This is a genomic window from Candidatus Alcyoniella australis (assembly GCA_030765605.1).
Taxonomy (GTDB): Bacteria; Lernaellota; Lernaellaia; order JAVCCG01; family Alcyoniellaceae; genus Alcyoniella; species Alcyoniella australis.
This window is the reverse complement of the sequence record JAVCCG010000066.1, coordinates 26,151-48,614: the sequence shown is the minus strand read 5'-3', so window position 1 is coordinate 48,614 and position 22,464 is coordinate 26,151. Positions and strand designations below refer to the sequence as shown.

Genomic DNA, 22,464 nt, shown 5'->3' with positions numbered 1-22,464 from the left:
TAGGTTGCGCGTGGCACGCAAGGGTAAGTGTCTTTGGCACGCATCCGTCAGAGCCGTTTTGGGGCTCAAAAATCGAAGGCCCTTGCCGATAAAAGCAAGGGCCTTCTGAATTCTGACAACTTTGACGAACTCGGGCTGGCAGGCTTATCTCAACCTGCCATCTGGTTAACTCTTTCCCGAAAGTTTCCATCGGGTCCAGTTTGGCTCCCCGGGAAGGACTTGAACCTTTTTCTTTCATGGTTTACAAAATATCTGTGTCTCAGGGCTGGCAAGTCTGGATTTGCACCCAAGAAACCAAGTACAAACCAGAGGATATCGAGATGTTTTAAAGCGTTCATGTTGACAGGATAGGGCGATTTTGACAGGCTTGTAACCTGTTTATTTCACTGATGTACGAGTTTTGGCGAGGGACAGGCGCATCAGCCGGTGGCGCGACGGGAACATGGTCCTGCGCTGGTCCGCTGCGGCGTTCCTCGAAACCGAGAAGCGTTATCGTAAAATCATGGGGCACAAAGATCTTGACACCAAGGAGCAAGCGTGGTAATCGTTGAAACCAACGACAGGCCTTTCCGAAACTTTCAACTGAGTTTGGGACAGACTCGAACTCTTGAGGTTTTGGGTTCAAATTGTTTTTTCCATTGCGTCATGAGAAACTTGCTCTGGACGCGATAAAATTAGTTTTTTTGGGGGGGGGGATCGATGGCACCAAAGCTTGGCAAATTTAAGGAAGTCACTCCTAAACAATTCCGTTGTATCTATGCAGTTTGTCCATCCTTATTCGTTTCAGATGACTCTTTTTTCGTTGTAGGTACAGTAGTCCCTCCCGAAGAAATCCCAGACAATGTTGCGATTAAAGTCGGAAAAAACGAATCAGCGGTACTCATTCCAAAAGCACTTCTTACCGAGTATTTTAATTCAAAGCACTCTGAAAAGGATTGATGACATTGACTGGATATGAAGCGGCTTTTATTTCTATTATTATAGCTACTGCATTTTTTGCTGGTGTTGCATATTTAAAGATGAATTCAATTAGGGGGGTCTTTGATTTTTTTCACAACCCAAGTCCAAAAAAGAACGCCTTTAGTTTAACAATTGCGAATATTACCCTTGGATCTGGTGTTGTATATTTGGTTCTTGGAGCGGAAACAAACGGAATACTGATGCTTCTTGCTCCTGCAGCAATTCTCGCTGGATATCTTTTTTTGTCTAAATCTTCGAAGAGCCTCGAGTCGTGTGACCTTGAACCAGGAGAAGACCTTCTACACGCAGCACAAAGACATCTTGACAGACTCAATCCAAATGACCCTGTACCTTTAGCGAAATATTTTTCCATCTTCTTGATGGTTGTTTACGCGTTAGGTCTCAGCTATGAACTTCTTGCATCCCCAATGGTGATGATGCCTTTCCTTACGACAAGTCCAGGGACTTTTGCTGCTATCTCAATATCGTTCTTTCTATTATTAACAGCTCTTCTAACTGTTGTTTTTGGTGGTGTCAGCGGCGTCCTGCGAACGGATATCGTACAGATGATATCCGCAATTATTTTGATATTGATCGTCCTTGCGGCAATTTGCCCCCAGGGTGGTTATCAAGAAACCGCTTCCATAGACTCAATTTTAATTTTCACTACTTCATCTTTTGTTGCGGTTTTGATGGTTTGCGTTGCGGCGATTTCTACTCAGTATTATAGTTTAATCAATCTGGCGGTCGGTTCGCATTTGGAATCTAATAAACGAGCCAGAACATTTCGCGTGGTGGGCGTTTCCGTAGCGATTATCACTGGTTTCTTTATTTTTGCTTCCCTTATTACGCAGGCGCACGGAGAAAATCTACTTGAGATGACAGCCAATATGTTTTCACCAATTGGTCAATCCAAAGGGTTTTTTCCGGTTATTTTAGGCTTTTCGATCGCATTCGGTTTATCGTCAATAATTTGCTCAACAGCAGATTCAACGATAATTGCCATCACTCAATTTTGGTATTTTAATGTTAGTAGAGGTGATTCAGGTCGAGAGCCAGACCAACAGAGAAGCCTTAAAAATATTCGCCTATGGATGGCTGCGTCTTCCATTGTTGGATTCGGATTGTTGAGTATTTTATATAGCTTTAGGCAAGACCTTTTCACGCTACTTTTATTTATTGCGTCAGGAGTTCCAGCATTCGCGCCCGCAATATGGCTGTTATTCAAACTTGTCTCAAAACCTCATACTATTTGTGTTTTCACAAGGACCGTTCTTTGGACGTACCTCTCGCTTATTGTTTTGGCATATTTTGTCGCCGTTGCCTTACTTTTGACGGACAATAGCAAATCTATAGGTCTTGTTGGAATTGTAGCGTTAGCGATATCAATTGTTATCACTTTCTTCGTCTGGAAAAAGGCAAGAAAAATAGATTTGAACTCAAATATATCCAATAATAGTGGGGCAGTGCAGTGTTAGAAGCGATTGTTTATCTAATCTTAGTGTTATTTGGTGTAGCGATATACTTCATAACGGCAGCGCACTGTTCAACAGTAAAGACGCGCCTCGAGAAACTGATTTTAGCAATTAACAACAATGCACCTAATCCAAAAGCTGACAAGTTTTACTCATACTTCATTGGATTACGACACGCGCAAATTCTTCAGATAGTTGTTGAAAGGGCTTTTGGTTTGTTTGGTATTGGAGGATTGGTTTTCGTTGGAATATCTGTCCGCGAGATTGCTACATGGCATGGAACAAGTAAAGAATTTATCGAATTCCTTGGAAATAGTTTTGGATGGGAAGCTCCTGTTCTTTTGATAGGGGCCACGGTGTTATTTTGGATTGTATGGTTTGAAGTCAGGTCCTTTGATGCGTGGTTGGGCGATTCATAGATTATTAGATAAACAATATTAATAACGTGAAGGTTTTTCTAACATGCCAGTGAATGGTCTAAAAATGAAGACATGTCATCGGTAAATAAATTATACAACATTGGTCGCGAAATAAAATTGAGGGTGGTTGTGAATTAGCGATTTCATGCACATAAATACGTTACACAAAGGCCGTCTGGGATTCCAACTTGGATTGCCACGCTGGTCAGATAAATTTGCGGATTATAAGTCGGGTTTTTGTAGAGGTGCTATCGGGCAAAAAAAACTACAGTCTCTTCGCTTTCTTTTCAGGGTGTTTCTGATAAACGTAACTTACACTCGAATTCAGACGTGGGACATAAAATTCATAAGATGTATTCTAGGAAAAAAAAGAGGAACCTGGCAACCCTGCCGGGCGGCAGTCGAGAAACGTTAGGCGAAGATTTGAGGGCGTCAATGAACACAATCAAACGGTTACTCGACAAGCCCGAATTTCCGCGTTCAATGAAATATGATCCGCTGTGGATGCTTGAAAACCAAATGGGGCCAAACGTGATTTGGATTACTGAATGGTTGTGCGAGCAATTGTCTATCGACAAGGAAATGAGGGTGCTCGACCTGGGGTGCGGCAAGGCGATCTCAAGCATTTTTTTAGCGAAAGAGTTCGAAACTCGTGTCTGGGCGGCCGATCTATGGATTAGCCCTGATAACAACTGGCGACGGGCGGCCAATGCGGGTGTAGCCGACCGGATTTGCCCGGTGCGGGTCGAAAGCCACAACCTTCCATTCGCGGCTGGTTTTTTTGATGTTGTGGTTTCTTTAAACGCTTATCATTTTTTTGGCACTGACGCTTTATATTTGAACTATTTGAGCCGCTTTGTGCGGAAAGGGGGGCTGCTCGGTATTGTGGTACCTGGACTGACGCGGGCGATCGGGAGAGACGTGCCCGAGCATTTAACTAAGCCGCAATCGAACGGGAAGGTATTTTGGGGACCCGAGTGCCTCAGCATTCAGACAGTTGACTGGTGGCGCGAACTATGGGAAAGGAGCGGTAAGGTTCAGAATGTCCGAGCAGAACTGCTGCCCAACGGTTGGCAGCACTGGCGTGATTTCGAGCAGGCGATGGAACAGGCTGGGGTAAATGCTTTTCCTGTCAACGTCGAGGTGCTGGACCGAGATCAAGGGCGGTATCTTGGTTTAGTGAGCGTAACGGCCCAGCGTAACGAAACTGATACTATGAACCTATATGATCCCGTGGCGGTTAATCGGGGAACACCATACTAATTAAAGTATCTCCTAGCAGAAACTATTAAAATAATGTCCTGTATATCATCTGTTTATCATTTTAGGTTCTTAAGCTGGACTCATTCAGAAATAAGTATGATGTCCCCAAATTATCTCCCTTTTTTCAAACGCTTAGGATGCTTCGCAGCTCACCCACAAGTTTGATACCACCCGTCTGACAGCATGTCAATACCATCCATTGTAAAGTCTCCATTGATCGAGATGCTGAAACACGTTCAGCACGACGGCAAAGGCGCAGCCGAGCTACACCGTTTCATCCCGGCATGACGTCAATAAAAAAAGGGCCGGGACACTGCCCCGGCCCTGGATTATTTTGTAGCGAATTGGCTCAGCGATAAACGCGGAGGGCTGCTATTGCCAGATGAGCTTGAGGTCGATCTCCTCGGGTGCGTGGTTGGTCAGCATGTAATCGACATAGCCTTGTTCGTCGGCGATGGTCGTCTTGAAAAACGCGGTCAGGTAGGCCGCGTTGAGCGCGTTGGCCAGCTCGCCGTCAATGAACTCGTCGCCCGAGCAGCCGGTGGCGCTGTCGGGAATCATGCCCGGCGGCAGCAGCAGGCAGGCGTCGGTCACGCTGTAGTGTCCGGCGCGGTACATGTCGAGGTAGATCTTCTGCGTTGATTCGTTCTCGTTCCAGAGGATCTCCACGTCAGGAACGAAAAATCCGACCACCCCGTCCTTGCGTCCCTGGACCAAAAAGAACGGCTTGTCGAAATCTTCGGGGAAGACTCCGACGTAGGCCGGGTTGAGCGGGGCGATGGCGTCGATGAAGTCGTATTGGGGCGCGGCGTTGAGCGTGGTCATGCCGCCGTAGCTATGCCCGGTCATGCCGCAGCGCGACAGGTCGAGCAGGCCCTCGAAGCGTCCGCCGGGCTCGACGTTGAGCTCGGCCAGCCGGTCGTAGACAAAGCCGATGTCCGTGACCGTGTCGATGAACGAGGTGACCACCGTGGTCGGGTTGACGAGGATCACGTCCTCGCTGAACGGGTCGTTGGTGAAGATCGCGTTGCCGTAGTGGTCGGGCGCGGCCACGATGAATCCGTGGCTGGCCAGGTATTCGCACATGGTGAAGTTCTGGAAGCGGACCGCGTTGAGCCCGTGGCTGAAGAAGATCACGGGCCAGGGCTCGGCCGCGACCTGGATCTCGGCCTCGCGCAGGGCGTCGGTCACGTAGGCCATCAGCGGCTCGAAGTTGTCGCCGTAAAGCAACTCCATGATACCCCAGACCGCCTCGGGCATCATGCCGATCATCTCGGGCATCAGGTTGGGACGGCCGCCCGCGCCGGTTGAGGGATACCAGATTTCAAGCGGCACCAGCCGTTTGCGGTTGCCCCAGATCTCGTAGCGCGACTCGTCGACAAAGCACATGGTGGTTACGCCCACGGCGTAGGGCCCGAGCTGATCGGGCGGATAAAACGGATCCCCTTGATCGTCGTCGTCACCGCTGTCGTCATCTCCGGCCGCATCGTCATCGCCTGCAACGTCGTCGTCGCCGGCGTCGTCATCATCGTCGTTCCCCTCGCAGCCGCATACGACCAACACCAGGATCAGCAGCGCCGCCAGCCAGACCATCCGCGTCCACGCAACATGGGCCATGATTACCCCCCCAGGTTTTCTCAAATCCTCGCCCCGGTGAAATATACTACAAAACCAGAGAGGATGGCGAACGCGTCGAGATCGATAAAAAACGCCCGACCGGGATTCCGGCCGGGCGTTGTGGGTTGGCAATTAGTGTAGGTCAGCCGCCGCAGAAATCGTCGTCGTCGTCGTCGTCGCCGCAGCCTTCGTCAACGTCGCCATCACAGTTGTTGTCGATGCCGTCGCACAGCTCCTCGGCGTCGGGGTAGACCGTCTCGTTGCTGTCGTCGCAGTCGTCTTCGCAGACCATGTAGCCGTCCGCGTCAGCGTCGACCTCGTCAGCTTCGGGCGCGCCGGAGCAGTCATTGTCCAATCCGTCGCAGATCTCGTCGGCGCCGGGGTAGACCGTGGCCTGGGTATCGTCGCAATCGCCCTCGCAGCCCATGAAGCCGTCGGCGTCCGCGTCGGCCTCGTCAGCTTCGAGTCCATCGCAATTGTTGTCGATGCCGTCGCACAGTTCCACGGCGTCTGGGTTGATCGCTGCGTCAGCGTCGTTGCAGTCGTCGCCGCCGCACTGGTCGCCGGCAAAGCCGTCTTCGTCCACGTCGCACAGCGCCTCGAGGTAGTCGTAGGCGGCCACGCAGTCGATGCGGCCCATGCCAAAGGTGTTGTCCTCACCGCTGACGCCGATGTCCACGGACGTGAGGTAGAGCGCCTCTTTGATCTGGTCGGCGGTGGTGCCGGGGAAGTTCTGACGCAGCAGGGCAACGGCCCCGGCCACGTGCGGCGCGGCCATTGAGGTGCCGTTTTTTGTGCCGTAGCCGCTGGGGATCGAGCTGCGCACGCCATAGCCCACGGCGCTGACCTCGGGCTTGATCGTCGAGTGGTCGCAGCTCGAGGGCCCGAGGCTGGTGAAGTAGGCCTTGGTTGTGCCGTCCTGGTTCAGCGCGCCCACGGAGAAGGTGTTGTATTGGGTGGTGATGCGGTCGGCGGGCACGCGGATCGACTCGGAGCCGTACGACGAGCCCTCGTTGCCCGCGGCAAAAACCACCACCACGCCGGCGGCCTCACAGGCGTCGATCGCCGCCCACAGCGTGTCGTCGCAGGCCGGGGCCACTGCCCCGTGGGAGCTGATACGCGGCTGGAGACCCCAGGAGTTGCTCGAGACGCAGGGCACGTCGTCGGTGGTCGTCGGATCGCCGTCAGGATCGGCTGTCCACTGGAAAGCCGCCAGCGCGTCGGAGTAGGTCGTGGGGATGTCGACGCGGTCGATCACGCCCGCGGAGATCCACTTGGCGCCGGGGGCCACGCCGATCTGGTTGGAGCCGCCGTCGTCGCCGCAGATCGTGCCCATGGTGTGCGTACCGTGGGTAGCCGCGTCAAAGGGGAAGCTCGTGCCGGTCACCGGGTCGAACCAGGCCTCGGCCGGGGTCACACCCGAATCCAGGCCGCGCCAGCGCGAGGCCAGGGCCGCATGGCTGCCGGCCACTCCGGTATCCATGTGGCTGACCAGGGTGCCCGTGCCGTCGATGCCCAGGGCCCACAGCTCGTCGGCGCGGATCATGCTCACTCCGCCCTCGACGCCCTTGCCCTGCGGATCGGAATCAACCTCATCCAGCGGCTGGATCAGCTCGATCGGATAGTCGAACTCGACCCGCTCCACCTCGTCGAACAGCGCGATCTCCTCGAGCACCTCGGGCACGGCCTCGACCGCCACGATGTTGGAGATCCAGAACGAGCGGGCGCTGACCACGCGCGCTCCGTCTTTGGAATCCTCGAGCCAGCTCAGCAGCGGCCGCTGGATCGCGGTCTGTCCGCGCAGTCCCTGGATCACGGCCAAGTGGCGCTGGGCGGGCTTGGCGCGCATCGCGTCGAACTCGGACTGCAGGGCGCGGAAGTCCAGCTGGTCGTGCATGATCACCAGCGCCTTGATCGGCTGGTCCGGGTCGCTATGGTCGATCACGTCCTGTAGGCTGGGGGAGATCTGTCCGGCATAGGCGGCCGGCACTAGCAACAGCAGCGCCGTTACGACGATGATTGCGGTGTTCAGCTTCATCCTTTAATTCCTTTAATTACTTCAGCGGGATTTCCTGGCGCAACTGTCTTTTCAGCATCCGGCAACGCCGGATCGGAAAAAGATTTTAGCATCTGTAGGCGTCGCTGAAAATAAGGTCTTCTCGGTGTTGCGCTCTTCCTCTACAATAGCCGACCGATGCAATACAAACAGTTAACCCTCTGTCTGATCGTGGCGCTGGCCGTGGCGCTGTGCGCTCCGGGCTGCAAGCTGTTCGAGCCGCGCGAGGTCGGGATCGACCTACCCGATGCCGCTCCTGAGCCGATCGTCGAGCCGCGCGATCCCGAGCTACAGCTTCACGAGCTGCTGGCCGGAGCCGCGCAACACGCCGAGGTCGGACGCGAGCTGATGGAGCAGGGCCAGCCCGACGAGGGGCGGATCGAGCTCGAGCAGGCGTTCATCATGCTGGGCAAGGCGCTGGAGCAGGGCACGTCGGACGAACAGCTGCTGGTCGATTGGGACAAGCTGCTGCTCGACGTGTGCACCGACATGCTGCGGGTCAACGTGGTGGTCGGCGGCGCCGGACCCAAGCTGGGCGACCGCATTCCGCTGGACTTCGTCTACAACCCCGACGTCGAGAGCTGGATTCTCTACTTTCTGACCAACGGCCGCAGGTCGATGAGCACCTGGCTGGAGCGCGCGGCCGAACATCGCCAGACCATCGAGCGCATTTTGGTCGAGGAGGGTCTGCCCCGCGAGCTGGCCGCCCTGCCGATCATCGAGAGCGGCTATTCGACCCACGCGGTGAGCCCGGCCGGAGCCACGGGACTGTGGCAGTTCATCCGCTCCACCGGACGCAACTACGGTCTGCGCCGATCTAGCTGGATCGACGAGCGCCGCGATCCGGCCAAGGCCACCCGCGCTGCCTGCCAATATCTGAAGTTTCTGAACAACCGCTTTCAGTCCTGGCCGCTGGCCCTGGCGGGCTACAACTGCGGCGAGGGCTGCATCGACCGCGCCATTGCGGCCAAGGGCTCTCGCGATTACTGGAAGCTCAACCTGCCCTGGGAGACCGCGGCCTACGTGCCCAAGTTCTACGCGGCGATGCTGATCATGTCCGACCCGGGCTACTACGGTTTTGCCGACGACTTCGCGCCGCCCACCGAGACCTTCGAGGTCGCGCTGACCGGCGTGGTCGACCTGGCGCAGATGAGCAAGCAATCGGGCATCGACTACGGCGTGGTCAAGCGGCTCAACCCCGAGGTGCTGACCAAGTATTCGCCCCCGGACGTGCGGCCCTATGCGCTGCGCATGCCCGCGATTCAGCAGGAGGCGTTTCAGGGCGGGTTCTGGTCGCTGCCCGACGACAAGAAATACCTCTCGACCCAGAAGACCGCGCAACTGTTCAACGATGGACCACCCTCGGGAGCCGAGGGCTCGGGCAGAACGCGCTTCGTGTATCATACGGTCAAGTCCGGAGAGAGCCTGTGGAGTATCGCGCGCAAGTACCGTGTTTCGGTCAACGACCTCAAACGCTGGAACCGCAGCGCCCGCGGCAAATATCTCTCGCCTGGGCAGCGGCTGAAGATCAAGGTCAGAAGGTGAGACGCGCGGCCTTAATCGCGGCGCTGGTCGCCCTGATGCTGCTGGCCCTGACCGCCTGCTCCGAGCCGCAGCCCAGCACCGAGCCCCCGACCCTGAGCATCTACATCTCCCAGCCCGGCGACGACGCGCACCTGTGGAAGATCGGCATTGACGCGCAGTTCGAGGTCTGGATCACCAATCCCGAATTGATCCCCGACGGCCCGGGACCGCACAAGGTCGATGGCGTGTTCGGCAACACGCTGCATCGCTCCGGCGAGGCCAAGTACGTGATATTCACGATCAGTCAGCCCAGCTCGGATTGAGGCGTTGGAGCGGCGATGCTACTTTGGTAGCTGCCGATGATCGTACAGCGTAAAAAACCAAAACTATTAACAGGCGCGGCGCTGATCGCCCTGGTGTTCGCACTGGTCGCGTTCGAGCTTTACGAGCGCGGCGCGCCCGCGCCCGACGTGTTGCCGCCCGACGCCTGGGACCTGTGGTGGCCCGATGCACGCCCCGCAAGGCCAGAGCAAAGCGCGGAGACATATCAGGGGCCCTGCGACGTGCTGCTGCTCGGGGACGCAGTGCGGCCCCAGCGGCTGACCAACGCCCTAATGGTCGCGCTGGACGACGCGGGCCTTGCGTACTCATTGTCCACCGGCGAGCTGGCCGATCCTCCGGACGCGGCCCTGCGCTCCGCAAGCCTGGTGCTGGCGGCGTTGGACTATCCGCACTATTTGGCGCGCGGCGAGCCCGACGTGCAGCAGAACTATGCTGCGTCGCAATCGTCTAGCGCGCTGTTGCGACGCTGGGAGTACAACCGCGACCTGAAGCAACTGCTCGGACGCAGCGTGGAGCGCGGCAACGGTCTGCCCGAGCAATGGTTGGTCCTGCTCGCCGACCCGCCGCAACGCGTGCGCGAGCAGCGACGCGCCCTGCGCCTGGCGCTGCGGGATTTACGCGACCGGCTGCGGCCCACGGGTGCGCAACTGGTGCTGGTCAGCCTGCCCGACCGACTGGCGGACGACAGTGCGTCGCGCGATGCGCTGTGGTCGCGTTGGCCCACCCAGGGCCGCGATTGGGATTTTGCGCGTCCCGAGGCTGAACTGCGCGCCCTGGCCGACCTGCTGGGCATCGGGTTTTACAGTCTGGCGCAGCACGGCCAGTGGGACGCAACCCGGTTTCAGAGCGGAACGTCGCGGCTCTCAAAGAGGGGCCTGGAGCAGGGGGCCAAACTGCTGGCCCAGCAGCTCCGGGACTGGATGCGCGACCAGCGGCGCGACGCACGGGCCGCGCGCCAATGGCCCGCCTGGTTGATTGGTCGACTTGGCGCGCAAAAGCTGCTGCTTGGCGCGGACCAGAGCTGGTGCGCGCAAAACCTGAACAATCCCGACGGCTCGATTGCGGCCCTGGCCGCGCAATACCTTGATTCGTCCCACAGCGCGGAACTGCTCGATGCGCTGAGCACGGCCCTGCAAACAGCCGACTGCCCGGCGCGCTACAACGTGGCGCGGGCCGTGGCGCGGCTGTTTCCCCGGCGCGCTGCGGCGGTGCTGATCAATCGCTATCAGGATCGTTGTCCGCAGGTGGCGAGTTTCAGCGGCGAGGTCGCCGGGCTGATCGCGTTCGACCCGCACGACGCGCAACACCGTTTTGGCAATTACCCCGAGCGCCTGGCCCGCGGCGAGTCCGCGCTGTTCGAGGATTTGCTCGACCTGCCGTCCTGGGGCGGTCTGCGCCACGCGCGTTGGCAACGCGCGCCCCAGGATCAGCGCCAGGAGCTGCTGGTGGCCTCGGCCGTTCCCCAGTGGCGGTTGCAGGTCCGGGCGATCTGCGCCCTGGCCGGATGTGCTGCGCCCCAGGTCACAAAGACGCTGTGCGTGCGCGCCACGGGCGATCTGGACCCGCGGGTGCGGCGCGCCGCATGCTGGGCCCTGGCCTGGGATCAAAGCGAGGATGCGCTGGAGGCGCTGCAGGACGCGGCGCAAGATTCGGACCCGCGCGTGGCCCGGGCCGCGGCCTGGGCCCTGGGCCGGATCTCCGCGCCCGCGGATCGTGCGTGGAAACTGGCCTGGCTGTGGTTGGACCGCTACGACCGCAAGTTCGACGCCCCGGCCTACGGGCCCTGGGTCTACGAGCCGTTGTTCAACAGAAATTCAAACGCAGAATAGCTCAGCTTACGGAGTAGCTTCCGCCTCGGGCTGCTCCACTACACTTTCTTCAGCCTCGACCGGCGCGGTTTCGGGCTGCGCGGCTTCAGGCTGCGCAACCTCGGGCTGCGTAGTCTCGTCCTGCATTACCTCATCCTCGATCAGCACTTCAGGGGCCTGCTCGGCTGCTGCCGGATCCTCTGTTGCGGCTTGCTCGGGAACGTCGGCCTCGGCCGGTGCCGCCTCCTGGATCGGTGCCGGCGGCTCGGGCGGGGCCACCGCCTCGTCGCGCTGGGTAAAGTAGATGAACGCGGCCACGGCGACCAAAATTAAAAAATAGATCACGAATTGGAAAAAGCCGCCCGTGCTCTGCTCTTTCTGTGGTTCCATGCCCGCCCCCGAGAGTACAAGTAGTGTTTGGTAGAGATTAAGCATACCAAACTGCTTGCCCCGTGTAATGTTAAAGTGATTAATCAAAGAACGAGGGTGTTAAACAGCGGCTGAGTTCCCTTGACTTCGTCTTGGGCGTGAACCTAAAATACGCCCATTGAAAAGGCCCGCATGCAAGCGAACCCGCCCCTAGGTCGCCAATGAGCGTTCTTGAAAGATTTCAACCTGATAACGAGATTTTCCGGGCGTTGACCCAGATCGTCGGACCCGAGCGCGTCTCGGTCGCCGAGCTGGACCGCATCGCCTACGCCACCGATTGTCTGCCGCTGACCATGATCCGCAAAACCGAGGATCGAATCAGCGATCCGCCGGACTACATCGTCTGGCCCGAGTCCACCGACGAAGTGGTGCAGATCGTGCGCTTGGCCAACGAGCGAGACGTGCCGCTGGTGCCCTTTGGCGCGGGCAGCGGCGTTTGCGGCGGGACGATTCCCCTCGCTGGCGGGATCGTAGTCGACCTCAAGCGGCTGAACAAAATCATCAGCATCGACGAGCAGAGCATGCTGGTCACCGTGGAAGCGGGGATCATCGGCGAGCACCTCGAGCGCGAGCTCAACCGCCACGGCTACACCATGGGGCACTTCCCCAGCAGCGTCTATTGCTCGACCCTCGGCGGACATTTGGCGGCGCGCAGCGCGGGCCAGCTCTCGACCAAGTACGGCAAGATCGAGGACATCGTGGTCTCGATCGAGGCGGTGCTGGGCGAGGGTACGCTGATCCACACGCCCACCGCCCCGCGGATGGCCACCGGCCCGGACGTGATGCAGGCGCTGGTGGGCAGCGAGGGAACCCTCGGATTTATCACCCGCGCTACCATGCGCATCTGGCCTGTTCCGCCCAGCAGGCGCTTCTCGAGCTTCAAGTTCAAGGACGCGCCCTCAGGAGTTGAGGCGATCCGGCTGTGCATGCGCCGCGACCTGCGGCCGGCCGCGATCCGGCTCTACGACGAGTTCGATACCTACCTGGTCGGCTCGGGGCGCACCGAGTCCAGCGGCGAGGGAGTGCTCGACCTGCTGCCGGTCAAGCGGCTGGGCAAGGCCGTGGGCTCGCTGCTGCCGATCAACCGCCTGACGCGCTTCGGCAGCCGACTGGCGCTGTCGCGCACCGAGCTGATCAACAAGGTCGATCGTCTGACCCGCGAGGGCTGTCTGATGGTGATGACCTTCGAGGGCGACGAGGCGATCACCGCGGTCGAGCAGGAGCTGGCCGAGGAGATCTGCCTACAGTGCGGCGGCCAGCACACCGGGCCGGGCCCGGCCCGCAAGTGGTGGGAAGGCCGCTACCACGTGAGCTACAACATGAGCAAGGTCTTCTACTCCGGGGCGTTCGTCGACACCTGCGAGCTGGCCACCGCCTGGGACCGGATCGACGAGCTGTACGTCGCGGTCAAAGAGGCGCTCTCGCCGCTGGTGTTCGTGATGGCGCACTTCAGCCACGCCTACCTCGACGGCTGCTCGATCTACTTCAGCTTTGTCGGCGCGGGGCGCAACGCCACCGAGACCGAGCGGCTGTACAACCAGGTCTGGGAGGCGGCGATGGGCGCGGCGACCAAGCTCAACGCCACGATCAGCCACCACCACGGCGTGGGCTTTCTCAAGAGCCGCTGGATGCCCGACGAGCACAACGAGGCGCTGCGCATTTTTCGCGCGCTCAAGGAGATATGCGATCCGCGCGGCGTGATGAATCCGCGTAAGATGGGGCTCTGAGCATGTCGCTGCTGCCCAAAAGCACGCCGCATTTCGAACTGCAATCGCGGCTCAAAGACATCTTCGGCGAGACGCGCGTCAGCCGTTCGGACCTCGATCGCGTGGCCTATGCCCGCGACCTGTGGCCGCGCTTGCAACTCGAGACGCGCCACGGCGAGGTGAGTAATCCGCCGGAGTTCGTGGTTTGGCCCCAAAGCCCCACCGAGGTCAGCCAGCTATTGCGGTTGGCCAACGATATGCACTTCCCGGTGATCCCCTATGGCGCGGGCAGCGGAGTCTGCGGCGGCACGCTGCCGATAAGCGGCGGTGTGATCTGCGACCTGAAGCTGCTCAACCGGATTATCAAGCTCAACCACAAGGCGATGACCGTCACGGTCCAGGCCGGGATTATCGGCGAACACCTCGAGCGCGAGCTCAACCGCCACGGCTACACCCTGGGGCACTTCCCGAGCAGCATCTATTGCTCGACCCTCGGCGGCTATTTGGCGGCGCGTAGCGCGGGCCAGCTTTCGACGCTCTACGGCAAAATCGAGGACATGGTGGTGCGGCTGCAGGCCGTGCTGCCCGACGGCACCATAATGCAGACCCGGCGCACGCCGCGCTCGGCCACCGGCCCGGATTTCGATCAGGTGCTGGTCGGCTCCGAGGGCACGCTGTGCGTGATCACCTGGGCCACCCTGCGCATCCACCTGATGCCCGCCGATCGCTCCTTCCGCGCCTTTACCTTCGATGGCCTCGAGAAGGGCGTCGAGGCCATCCGGCTGATGATGCGCCGCGGAGTAAAGCCCGCGGCCGTGCGGCTCTACGACGAGACCGATACCGCGCTGGCGATGGCCGCGATCGAGATGGAGGCCAGCGGCAACCTGCTGATCCTGACCTTCGAGGGCGAGCCGCGGATGGTCGCGGCCTACGAGGGAATCGCCGAGCAGATATGTCTCGAGGCCGGCGGCGTGGACCAAGGCGAGAAGCCGGCGCGTCACTGGTTCGAGCATCGCTACGCCATCAGCTACAACCAGAGCAAGATCCTCTCGGCCGACCGGATGGTGCTCGACACGATTGAGGTCGCCGCGCCCTGGTCGGGGCTGCTCAAGCTCTACAAGACCATGAGCAACGCGATCTCCAAGCACCTGACCTGCATGGCCCACATCTCTCACGCCTACCCCGACGGCGCCTCGATCTACTTCACGATCATCGGCCTCGCCGACGAGGGCAAGGACATCAAGCTTTACGACAAGGTCTGGGACTCCGCGCTCAAGGCCTGCCTGCGGGCCGGCGGAGTCATCAGCCACCACCATGGCGTGGGTCTGCTCAAGGCGCGTTTCTACGAGCAGCAGGCCCCGGAGTCGGTGCGCTTGGTGCGCGAGCTCAAGGCGCGCCTGGACCCGAACAATGTACTTAACCCTGGCAAGCTGGGATTGTCATGAGCATCTTCAAGACCCGACGCAAGGAGATCGAGTACTGCACATTTTGCCCCAAGATGTGCCGCTTCTCCTGCCCGGTGGCCAACGCCACCGCGCGCGAGACTCACACACCCTGGGGCCGGATGACGATCCTGCACTTCGTCAACGACGGCAAGCAGGAATTCAACCGCGAGGTCGTGGTCAACACCTACAAGTGCCTGACCTGCATGCTGTGCAACACCTACTGCGAACACAAGATCGACGTGCCGGGCACGATGCTCGACGCGCGCGCCGCGGCCGTGCAGATGCAGATCATCCCGCGCGAGGTGCAGGAGTACCGCACATCGTTCCTGGAGCACAACAACCCGGTGGGCGAGGATCTGCTCTCCCGGCTGCGCGGAATCGTTCCCAAGTCGCTGTTCAACGCCGGTGCCCAGGTCGGGTACTTCGCAAGCTGCGGCAACATCTACAACTACCCCAACGTGATCACCGACACCTTCAAGGTCTTCGAGGCCCTGGGGATCGACTACGTGGCCGTGCACGACGGCCAGATCCAATGCAGCGGCTACACGCTCAACGTGCTGGGCCTGACCAAAGACTACAAACTCCACGCTCAGCGCGTGGCCGACGAGCTCCAGAAATACAAGACCGTGATCGCCGCCGACCCCAGCGACGCCTACGAGCTGAAATTCCGCTACAAAGAGATCGGCGTTGATCTCGCGCCGCAGGTGCTGCACATCAGCGAGTTTCTGATGCCGTTCTTTGAGCAGAACAAGGTGCCGATTAAAACGCCGTTTCCCAAAAAGGTAATTTGGCATGACCCGTGCTACCTGGGACGCTACCTGGGCGTGTACGAAGCGCCGCGGCTGATCCTGCAGGCGATCTGCCGCGAGCCGGTGGGCGAGTTCAGCTGGAACCGCGAAGATTCCTACTGCTGCGGCGGCGGCGGCGGGATGCCGATCACCAACCCCGAGATCTCGATGCAGATCGCGCGGCACCGCCTGAGCGAGGTGCTCGAGTCCGAGGGCAAGACGCTGGTCAGTAACTGCCCGACCTGCGAGCGAATGTTCCAGAAAGCCGACCCACAAGTCGATGTGCGCGACCTGGTCAGCTTAATCGCGAGGACGCTCTGAGCATGACCAAAAAGCCACGCGCATTTGCCGTGGTCAATCCCAACTCCGCCAACGGCTCCACCGAGCAGGAGTGGGACGCGATTCACGCCGCACTCGAGGCCGCGCTGGGCGAACTGGACTTCGGATTTACCCAAGCGGTCGGCGACGCGGCCAACGTCGCGCGTCGCGCGGTGAAAGCCGGTCACGAGCTGATCATCTCGGTGGGGGGCGACGGCACCAACAACGAGATCGTCAACGGCATGTTCGAGCACGGAGCGCCGATCAATCCGCGAGCCCGGCTGGGTTTCGTCTGCTGCGGCACGGGCGGCGATCTGCGCCGGACCCTGGGCGTGCCCAAGGACCTGCGGCAGGCCTGCGAGGTGCTGGTGCGCGGCAACACGCGACGCATCGACCTGGGGCGCTTCAGCTTTTTCGACCACTCCGGCCGCCGCGCCGAGCGCTACTTCATCAACATCACCAGCTTCGGCATCGGCGGCGAGATCGACGCGCGGGTCAACCGCACGACCAAGGTCCTGGGCGGATTCGCCAGTTTTCTCTGGGCGAGCTTCGCCAGCGTCGTGGACTATCGCAACAAGCCGGTCGAGCTTACAGTGGACGGCAATCCGATCGAGCCGCGGCGGATTTTCAACGTGGCTGTGGCCAACGGCCGTTGCTTCGGCGGCGGCATGCAGGTCGCGCCGGACGCCGACCCCGCGGACGGGCTGTTCGACGTGGTGCTGATCGGCGATCTGACCAAACTCGAGGTTGTCACGCAGATGACCCGGATCTACAGCGGCCGGCACCTGAGCCATCCCAAGGTCGAGGTGCTGCGCGCGCGGCGGGTCGAGGCGCACAGCGATGAAATTGTGCTGCTGGATGTGGACGGCGAGCAGCCCGGGCGGCTGCCCGCGACGTTCGAGATCGTTCCGGCGGCGCTGGATGTAATTGTATAGGGAGATTTTAAGATGAGACGGGCAAAGATCACGATTATCGGTGCGGGGAACGTCGGCGCCACCGCGGCGCACTGGGTGGCGAGCAAAGATCTGGGCGACGTGGTGCTGGTCGACGTGGTCCAGGGCGTGCCCCAGGGCAAGTGCCTCGACCTGACCGAGACCGCGCCGCTGGAGGACATCGACGTTACGCTGGTGGGCACCAACGACTATGCCGAAACCGCGAACTCGGACGTGATCATCGTTACCGCCGGACTGGCGCGCAAACCGGGGATGAGCCGCGACGACTTGCTGCTGCGCAACGCCGAGGTCGTTTCCGAAGTTGTACGCAGCTCCACGCAGCACAGCCCCGACGCGTTCGTGATCGTTGTCACCAACCCGCTGGACGCGATGTGTCACGTGGCGCTCAAGGCCTCGGGCTTCCCCAGCCACCGGGTGGTGGGCATGGCCGGGCTGCTCGACTCCTCACGTTTCCGCGCCTTTATCGGCATGGAGCTCAAGGTCAGCGTCGAGGACATCGTGGCGTTCGTGATGGGCGGGCACGGCGACCAGATGGTGCCCCTGCCGCGGCTGAGCTCGGTGGGCGGCATCCCGCTGACCACGCTGCTGGCTCCGGAGCGGATCGAGGCCCTGGTTCAGCGCACCCGGATGGCCGGCGGCGAGATCGTCGCGCTGCTCAAGACCGGTAGCGCCTACTATTCCCCCAGCGCCTCGGCCGTGCGTATGGCCGCGGCCTACATCAACGACCGTCGACGCGTGATACCCTGTTCCGCGCTGCTCAGCGGGCAGTACGGGATCGACGGCCTGTACATCGGCGTACCGATCCTGCTCGGAGGAAAGGGCGTGGAACAGATCTTCGAGATCGAGCTGAACCAAGACGAATTGGCCGCGATGCAACGCTCGGCCGACGCGGTTGGGGAGCTTGTGGAGGTTCTGAACAAACATGGGTACTGACAAACAGGCCCCAGCGGCCGCGGGCAAGCCTGCGGCACGGGCCGCGCCCCGGCCCAAAAATAAAACCAAGAACAAGAAACGCAAGCCGCCGCGCATCGAGATTCGCGAGGATTTCTGCAAGGCCTGCGGGATCTGCGTCGAGTTCTGCCCGGCGAACGTGCTCGAGCTGCGGCAGACCCACGTGGTGGTGGTCAACCTGGCGGCCTGCACCAAGTGCATGATGTGCGAGCTGCGCTGTCCGGACTTCGCCATCGCGGTGTTCGACCTGGACGAGAAAAAAGCGGAGGCCTGAGATGGGTTGGCGCGAGTCGATGGTCTACAGCCCCGGGCTGCGGCTGATGAGCGGCAACGAGGCCTGCGCCGAGGCGGCGATCTACGCCGGATGCCGTTTCTTCGGCGGCTATCCGATCACTCCCTCGACCGAGATCGCCGAGATCCTCTCGTTCCGTCTGCCGCAAAACGGCGGGCACTTCATTCAGATGGAGGACGAGATCGCCAGCATCGCCTCGGTGCTCGGCGCCAGCCTGGGCGGGGTCAAGTCGCTGACCGCCACCTCGGGCCCGGGCTTCTCGCTGATGCAGGAGAACATCGGCTACGGCTGCATCGCCGAGATTCCCTGCGTGATCATCGACGTGCAACGCGGCGGCCCGAGCACCGGCGTTCCCACCGGCTCGAGCCAGGGCGACATCATGCAGGCGCGCTGGGGGACCCACGGCGACCACCCGTCGATCGCGCTCTACCCCGCTTCGGTGACCGAGTGCTTCGAGCTCACCGTGCGCGCCTTCAATCTTGCCGAGCACTACCGCACGCCGGTGATCCTGCTCTCGGACGAGATCATCGGCCACATGCGCGAGGCGTTCACCATGCCCGTGGTCGGCGAGCTCAAGGTCTACGACCGCCGCCGCCCGCGGCGCGACCCGGACAATTACCAGCCCTACGAGGGCGACATCCCGACGATCAGCGCCTTTGGCGAGGGCTACCGTTTTCACGTCACCGGCCTGTACCACGACGACAGCGGTTTCCCGACCAACGATCCGACCAGCATCGGCCGCCAGGAGCGCCGCATCGTGCGCAAAGTGATTAAAAACCGCCATGACATCATCGAGTACGACGGCCGGTTCCTCGACGACGCCAAGGTCGTGGTGGTCGCGGCCGGCGCCGTAGCGCGTTCGGCCATCGCCGCGGTCAAACGGGCGCGGGCCAACGGCCGCAAGGTCGGACTGTTCCGGCTCAAGACGATCTGGCCCTTCCCCCAGGACGAGATCGAGCAGCTCGCCGCAAATGTCGATACCTTCATCGTCCCCGAGATGAACATGGGCCAGCTGTTCGAGATCGTCACCATGGCGGCCAAGGGACAGGCCCAAATCAAGCGCATCAACCGCGTGGACTGCGAGATCATCACCCCCTCGCAGATCCAGCGCATGATCAGGGAGAGCTTCTGACGTGGCTTTCGACTACTACCAATATCTGCGGACCGAGAACCTGCCCCACATCTGGTGCCCCGGCTGCGGCCACGGGATAGTGCTCAAGGCGCTGCTGCGGGCCATCGACCGGCTCAAGCTCTCCAAAGACGAGCTGTGCCTGGTCTCGGGCATCGGCTGCGCCAGCCGACTGCCGGGCTACGTGGACGTCAACACGCTGCACACCACCCACGGCCGGGCGATCCCCTTTGCCACCGGGCTCAAGCTGGTCAAGCCCGATCTCAAGGTGATCATCACCTCGGGCGACGGCGACGCGGTGGCGATCGGCGGCAACCACTTCATCCACGGCTGCCGACGCAACCTGGACATAACGCTGATCATCTTCAACAACCTGATCTACGGCATGACCGGCGGTCAGCAGAGCCCGACCACGCCGATGAACCGTATGTCAACCACCACGCCGCTGGGCAATCCCAACGACCCGTTCGACTTCGCCGAGCTGGCTAAGGCCGCGGGCGCGACCTTCGTCGCCCGATCCACGACCTATCACGTGCGGCTGCTTGATCGCGTGATTCAGCAGGCGATCGAACATAAGGGGTTCAGCGTGGTCGAAGTGCTCGAGGACTGCCCGACTCAGTACGGTCGGCGCAACAACCTGCGCACGCCGGCGCAGATGATCGCGCGCTACAAAGATCTGACGGTCAGCGTTGAGGCCGCGGACAAGCTGCCGATCGAGGACATCCGCGGCAAGCTGCTGGTCGGCGTGCTGCATCATGTCGAGCGGTCCGAGTTCGCCGAACGCTACGACAAGATCATCGAGGAGGCGCGGGGCGCATCCTCTTAAACGGTGTAAACAACAGAGCGCAATAGGAACCCAACAGGAGACGTTCGATGTCGAGAAAAATCGAGCTGCGACTCGCTGGATCCGGTGGACAGGGGTTGGTGCTGGCGGGAATCATCCTGGCCGAGGCCGCCGTGCTGTACGACGGCAAGCGGGCGGTGCAGACCCAGAGCTACGGGCCCGAGGCCCGCGGCGGCGCCAGCAAGAGCGAGGTGATCATCAGCCAGGAGGACATCGACTATCCCAAGTGCGAAAACCTCGACGTGCTGCTGGCCCTGACTCAGGAGAGCTGCAACAAGTACGTCGACGACCTCAAGGCCACGGGCACGCTGCTGCTTGACACCGATCAGGTCGGCGGCATTCCAAAGGGGCCTTGGGAAAAAGTGATCTGCATTCCATTCCTGGCCATCGCCCGCGACCAATTGGGCAAACAGATGGTGGCAAACATCGTGGCCCTGGGCGCGCTGGTCGCGCTCACCGGCGTGGTCACTCGCGAGGCCATCGAACAGGCTGTACTCAACCGCGTCCCCAAGGGGACCGAAGACCTCAACAAGCGGGCGCTCGAGGCAGGCTTCGAGGCGGCCCGCAAGGCGGCATAGCAATGGCAACAGAATTGACTTTCGCAATCGTTAAGCCCAACGCCGTGGCCGCGGGCCACGTGGGCACCGTTCTTTCACGCATCGAGGCCGAGGGGCTGGGGCTCAGGGCGATGAAGCTGATGCAGCTCTCGGTCGAGCAGGCCGGCGGCTTCTACGCCGTGCATCGCGGCAAGCCGTTTTTCGACGAGCTATGCCAGTTCATGGCCTCGGGTCCGATCGTGGCGCTGATTCTCGAGGGCGAGAACGCCATCGTCCGCTGGCGCGAGATCATGGGCGCCACCAATCCGGCCAACGCGGCCCCGGGCACATTGCGCGCCCAGATCGGCGAGTCGCTGTCGGAAAACTCGGTGCACGGCTCGGACGCCCCGGATACAGCGGCGTTCGAGACCGGCTACTTTTTCAACGCGATGGAACGCATTTAGCCTGGGTCATTCATGATGGATCTACTGCGGCGCACGCTTCGTTACGAACCATCATGAAAAACCCTGGCTATCCTGGATTATTAATGTACCGTTCGCTGGCCGTCGCGTTGATTTTGATCTTGGCGTTGGCCGGTACGGCGTTGGCCGCGGTCTCGATTGAGGACGCGGTGGGCCAGTTTCTGTTCGCGGGCAACGTGGGCAGCGATTACCAGTACGGGTTCATCGAGTTCTCGGCCGACCACGAGTACGTGTGGGTAATCCACGTCGATACTGACCACGACCAGCTCGAGGACCGCTACGAGGTGCGGCGCGGCAGCTACGAGGTGCGGCGCAACGCCCAGGGCGAGCCCGGCCTCTACCTGCTGCCCCAGGGCGGCGAGCCGGGATTTCTGGAGCAGACCGACTTCTCCGGGCTGCGGCTTTCGGCGTTCACCTACGAGGGGTTCTCGTTCCACCGCAGGCGTCCGGCCGACTCGTTGTTCGACATGTCGGGCGACCAGCCCGAGCTCAGCGGACAGCTCGAGGTGATCAGCGTGCCGCCGGGCGCAGCGATCTGGCTCGACGGCAAACGTGTGCCCGGCTCGACTCCGCTGACCATCGAATCGACGAGCGCGGGTGTGGAGCACACCCTGCGCGCGGAGCTGGTCGATCACCAGCCGCAGCTGACGACCTTTACGCTCAAGCCCAACCAACGCAAACGAATCGAGGTCAAGCTCGCCTCGGGCAAAGCCACCTTCGCGCTCAAGACCGAGCCGGTGGTCAAGGTCTGGATGGACGGGCGGTTCATCGGCGCCACGCCGATGTGGCGTGAGGACATCGAAGCCGGTCTGCACAGCGTAGAGCTGCGCAACGATGCCCTGGGCATCCGCGAGAGCTTCGAGGTCCAGATCGAGGAAGGGCGGGTCTGGAAGAAGGTCATGCGCTGGGAGGGGACCATCGAGCTGCGCTCGGACGTTCAGTGCAATGTTTTTCTCGACGACGAACAGCTCGGCGTCACGCCGCTGAGCGTCAAGCTGCCCGTCGGCGTACATCGCCTGGAACTGCGTCCTCCTGACGAGCATCACGGCCGACGGCTGTTCGTCACCATCAAGCTCGACCAAGCCACCAGCCTCGACGTGATCTACCAGGACCTCGATCGCTGAGGA

The 22,464-nt window shown here is 60.6% G+C and carries 21 protein-coding genes; 18 read left to right on the top strand and 3 right to left on the bottom strand.

Going from position 1 to position 22,464, the window contains the following annotated elements; genetic code table 11:
* Window positions 1–699: 699 nt before the first annotated feature.
* The 4 genes from P9M14_07570 (at window position 700) to P9M14_07555 (ending at window position 4,117) form a co-directional block, all read left to right on the top strand.
* Window positions 700–939 carry a hypothetical protein gene (locus tag P9M14_07570; GenBank protein ID MDP8255589.1) on the top strand — a complete coding sequence of 80 codons (240 nt, stop codon included), beginning with the start codon at window positions 700–702 and terminating at the stop codon, window positions 937–939.
* Between the two features lie 5 nt (window positions 940–944).
* On the top strand, window positions 945–2,438 hold the full coding sequence (locus tag P9M14_07565; protein ID MDP8255588.1) for a hypothetical protein: 1,494 nt from the start codon (window positions 945–947) through the stop codon (window positions 2,436–2,438).
* Window positions 2,432–2,854, top strand: a complete 423-nt coding sequence (locus P9M14_07560) for a hypothetical protein (protein MDP8255587.1) — start codon at window positions 2,432–2,434, stop codon at window positions 2,852–2,854. Before P9M14_07565 ends, P9M14_07560 begins: the two co-directional genes overlap by 7 nt.
* 435 nt (window positions 2,855–3,289) lie before the next feature.
* Entirely contained in the window at window positions 3,290–4,117 is an 828-nt protein-coding gene (locus tag P9M14_07555) for a methyltransferase domain-containing protein (GenBank protein MDP8255586.1), read from the top strand.
* 372 nt (window positions 4,118–4,489) lie between these two features.
* On the opposite strand, the gene P9M14_07550 is transcribed toward P9M14_07555, so the two are convergent.
* A complete protein-coding gene (locus P9M14_07550; GenBank protein MDP8255585.1) occupies window positions 4,490–5,734 on the bottom strand; it encodes a hypothetical protein in 1,245 nt (414 codons plus the stop codon).
* Window positions 5,735–5,876: 142 nt separating this feature from the next.
* Window positions 5,877–7,772 carry a S8 family serine peptidase gene (locus P9M14_07545; protein ID MDP8255584.1) on the bottom strand — a complete coding sequence of 632 codons (1,896 nt, stop codon included), beginning with the start codon at window positions 7,770–7,772 and terminating at the stop codon, window positions 5,877–5,879.
* A gap of 156 nt (window positions 7,773–7,928) precedes the next feature.
* Here P9M14_07545 and P9M14_07540 point away from each other — a divergent pair, with 156 nt between their 5' ends.
* Genes P9M14_07540 through P9M14_07530 form a run of 3 tightly spaced genes read left to right on the top strand, consistent with a single transcriptional unit; the run spans window position 7,929 to window position 11,485 of the window.
* On the top strand, window positions 7,929–9,335 hold the full coding sequence (locus P9M14_07540) for a transglycosylase SLT domain-containing protein (protein MDP8255583.1): 1,407 nt from the start codon (window positions 7,929–7,931) through the stop codon (window positions 9,333–9,335).
* The gene (locus P9M14_07535; GenBank protein ID MDP8255582.1) at window positions 9,332–9,637 is read left to right on the top strand and encodes a hypothetical protein; all 306 of its coding nucleotides are present in this window, start codon (window positions 9,332–9,334) and stop codon (window positions 9,635–9,637) included. The genes P9M14_07540 and P9M14_07535 overlap by 4 nt, the downstream gene beginning before the upstream one ends.
* Window positions 9,638–9,673: 36 nt before the next feature.
* The gene (locus tag P9M14_07530) at window positions 9,674–11,485 is read left to right on the top strand and encodes a HEAT repeat domain-containing protein (GenBank protein MDP8255581.1); all 1,812 of its coding nucleotides are present in this window, start codon (window positions 9,674–9,676) and stop codon (window positions 11,483–11,485) included.
* A gap of 6 nt (window positions 11,486–11,491) precedes the next feature.
* Here P9M14_07530 and P9M14_07525 read toward each other — a convergent pair whose 3' ends face one another.
* Window positions 11,492–11,854, bottom strand: a complete 363-nt coding sequence (locus P9M14_07525; protein ID MDP8255580.1) for a hypothetical protein — start codon at window positions 11,852–11,854, stop codon at window positions 11,492–11,494.
* Window positions 11,855–12,054: 200 nt separating this feature from the next.
* Between P9M14_07525 and P9M14_07520 the strand changes: the two genes are divergently transcribed.
* The 11 genes from P9M14_07520 (at window position 12,055) to P9M14_07470 (ending at window position 22,461) form a co-directional block, all read left to right on the top strand.
* Window positions 12,055–13,620, top strand: a complete 1,566-nt coding sequence (locus P9M14_07520) for an FAD-binding oxidoreductase (GenBank protein MDP8255579.1) — start codon at window positions 12,055–12,057, stop codon at window positions 13,618–13,620.
* A gap of 2 nt (window positions 13,621–13,622) precedes the next feature.
* Window positions 13,623–15,044 carry an FAD-binding oxidoreductase gene (locus P9M14_07515; protein MDP8255578.1) on the top strand — a complete coding sequence of 474 codons (1,422 nt, stop codon included), beginning with the start codon at window positions 13,623–13,625 and terminating at the stop codon, window positions 15,042–15,044.
* Complete coding sequence (locus tag P9M14_07510) at window positions 15,041–16,153, top strand: (Fe-S)-binding protein (protein ID MDP8255577.1); 1,113 nt, start codon at window positions 15,041–15,043, stop codon at window positions 16,151–16,153. The genes P9M14_07515 and P9M14_07510 overlap by 4 nt, the downstream gene beginning before the upstream one ends.
* 2 nt (window positions 16,154–16,155) lie before the next feature.
* A complete protein-coding gene (locus P9M14_07505; protein ID MDP8255576.1) occupies window positions 16,156–17,085 on the top strand; it encodes a diacylglycerol kinase family lipid kinase in 930 nt (309 codons plus the stop codon).
* 12 nt (window positions 17,086–17,097) lie between these two features.
* On the top strand, window positions 17,098–18,036 hold the full coding sequence (mdh, locus tag P9M14_07500; protein ID MDP8255575.1) for a malate dehydrogenase: 939 nt from the start codon (window positions 17,098–17,100) through the stop codon (window positions 18,034–18,036).
* Window positions 18,026–18,328, top strand: a complete 303-nt coding sequence (locus tag P9M14_07495) for a 4Fe-4S binding protein (GenBank protein ID MDP8255574.1) — start codon at window positions 18,026–18,028, stop codon at window positions 18,326–18,328. The genes mdh and P9M14_07495 overlap by 11 nt, the downstream gene beginning before the upstream one ends.
* 1 nt (window position 18,329) lies before the next feature.
* Window positions 18,330–19,478 (top strand): 2-oxoacid:acceptor oxidoreductase subunit alpha, encoded by a 1,149-nt coding sequence (locus tag P9M14_07490; GenBank protein MDP8255573.1) that lies wholly within the window; start codon window positions 18,330–18,332, stop codon window positions 19,476–19,478.
* Between the two features lies 1 nt (window position 19,479).
* A complete protein-coding gene (locus P9M14_07485) occupies window positions 19,480–20,301 on the top strand; it encodes a 2-oxoacid:ferredoxin oxidoreductase subunit beta (GenBank protein ID MDP8255572.1) in 822 nt (273 codons plus the stop codon).
* Between the two features lie 47 nt (window positions 20,302–20,348).
* Complete coding sequence (locus P9M14_07480) at window positions 20,349–20,897, top strand: 2-oxoacid:acceptor oxidoreductase family protein (GenBank protein MDP8255571.1); 549 nt, start codon at window positions 20,349–20,351, stop codon at window positions 20,895–20,897.
* A gap of 2 nt (window positions 20,898–20,899) precedes the next feature.
* The gene (gene ndk, locus P9M14_07475; protein ID MDP8255570.1) at window positions 20,900–21,319 is read left to right on the top strand and encodes a nucleoside-diphosphate kinase; all 420 of its coding nucleotides are present in this window, start codon (window positions 20,900–20,902) and stop codon (window positions 21,317–21,319) included.
* 83 nt (window positions 21,320–21,402) lie between these two features.
* Complete coding sequence (locus tag P9M14_07470; protein ID MDP8255569.1) at window positions 21,403–22,461, top strand: PEGA domain-containing protein; 1,059 nt, start codon at window positions 21,403–21,405, stop codon at window positions 22,459–22,461.
* Window positions 22,462–22,464: the final 3 nt, after the last annotated feature.

What these genes read in the sequence shown, in the direction of transcription:
- P9M14_07570 (MDP8255589.1), top strand. Translation starts at nt 700, where the DNA reads ATGGCACCAAAGCTTGGCAAATTTAAGGAAGTCACTCCTAAACAATTC.
- P9M14_07555 (MDP8255586.1), top strand. Translation starts at nt 3,290, where the DNA reads ATGAACACAATCAAACGGTTACTCGACAAGCCCGAATTTCCGCGTTCA.
- P9M14_07550 (MDP8255585.1), bottom strand. Translation starts at nt 5,734, where the DNA reads ATGGCCCATGTTGCGTGGACGCGGATGGTCTGGCTGGCGGCGCTGCTG.
- P9M14_07545 (MDP8255584.1), bottom strand. Translation starts at nt 7,772, where the DNA reads ATGAAGCTGAACACCGCAATCATCGTCGTAACGGCGCTGCTGTTGCTA.
- P9M14_07540 (MDP8255583.1), top strand. Translation starts at nt 7,929, where the DNA reads ATGCAATACAAACAGTTAACCCTCTGTCTGATCGTGGCGCTGGCCGTG.
- P9M14_07530 (MDP8255581.1), top strand. Translation starts at nt 9,674, where the DNA reads ATGATCGTACAGCGTAAAAAACCAAAACTATTAACAGGCGCGGCGCTG.
- P9M14_07525 (MDP8255580.1), bottom strand. Translation starts at nt 11,854, where the DNA reads ATGGAACCACAGAAAGAGCAGAGCACGGGCGGCTTTTTCCAATTCGTG.
- P9M14_07520 (MDP8255579.1), top strand. Translation starts at nt 12,055, where the DNA reads ATGAGCGTTCTTGAAAGATTTCAACCTGATAACGAGATTTTCCGGGCG.
- P9M14_07515 (MDP8255578.1), top strand. Translation starts at nt 13,623, where the DNA reads ATGTCGCTGCTGCCCAAAAGCACGCCGCATTTCGAACTGCAATCGCGG.
- P9M14_07510 (MDP8255577.1), top strand. Translation starts at nt 15,041, where the DNA reads ATGAGCATCTTCAAGACCCGACGCAAGGAGATCGAGTACTGCACATTT.
- P9M14_07505 (MDP8255576.1), top strand. Translation starts at nt 16,156, where the DNA reads ATGACCAAAAAGCCACGCGCATTTGCCGTGGTCAATCCCAACTCCGCC.
- mdh (MDP8255575.1), top strand. Translation starts at nt 17,098, where the DNA reads ATGAGACGGGCAAAGATCACGATTATCGGTGCGGGGAACGTCGGCGCC.
- P9M14_07495 (MDP8255574.1), top strand. Translation starts at nt 18,026, where the DNA reads ATGGGTACTGACAAACAGGCCCCAGCGGCCGCGGGCAAGCCTGCGGCA.
- P9M14_07490 (MDP8255573.1), top strand. Translation starts at nt 18,330, where the DNA reads ATGGGTTGGCGCGAGTCGATGGTCTACAGCCCCGGGCTGCGGCTGATG.
- P9M14_07480 (MDP8255571.1), top strand. Translation starts at nt 20,349, where the DNA reads ATGTCGAGAAAAATCGAGCTGCGACTCGCTGGATCCGGTGGACAGGGG.
- ndk (MDP8255570.1), top strand. Translation starts at nt 20,900, where the DNA reads ATGGCAACAGAATTGACTTTCGCAATCGTTAAGCCCAACGCCGTGGCC.
- P9M14_07470 (MDP8255569.1), top strand. Translation starts at nt 21,403, where the DNA reads ATGTACCGTTCGCTGGCCGTCGCGTTGATTTTGATCTTGGCGTTGGCC.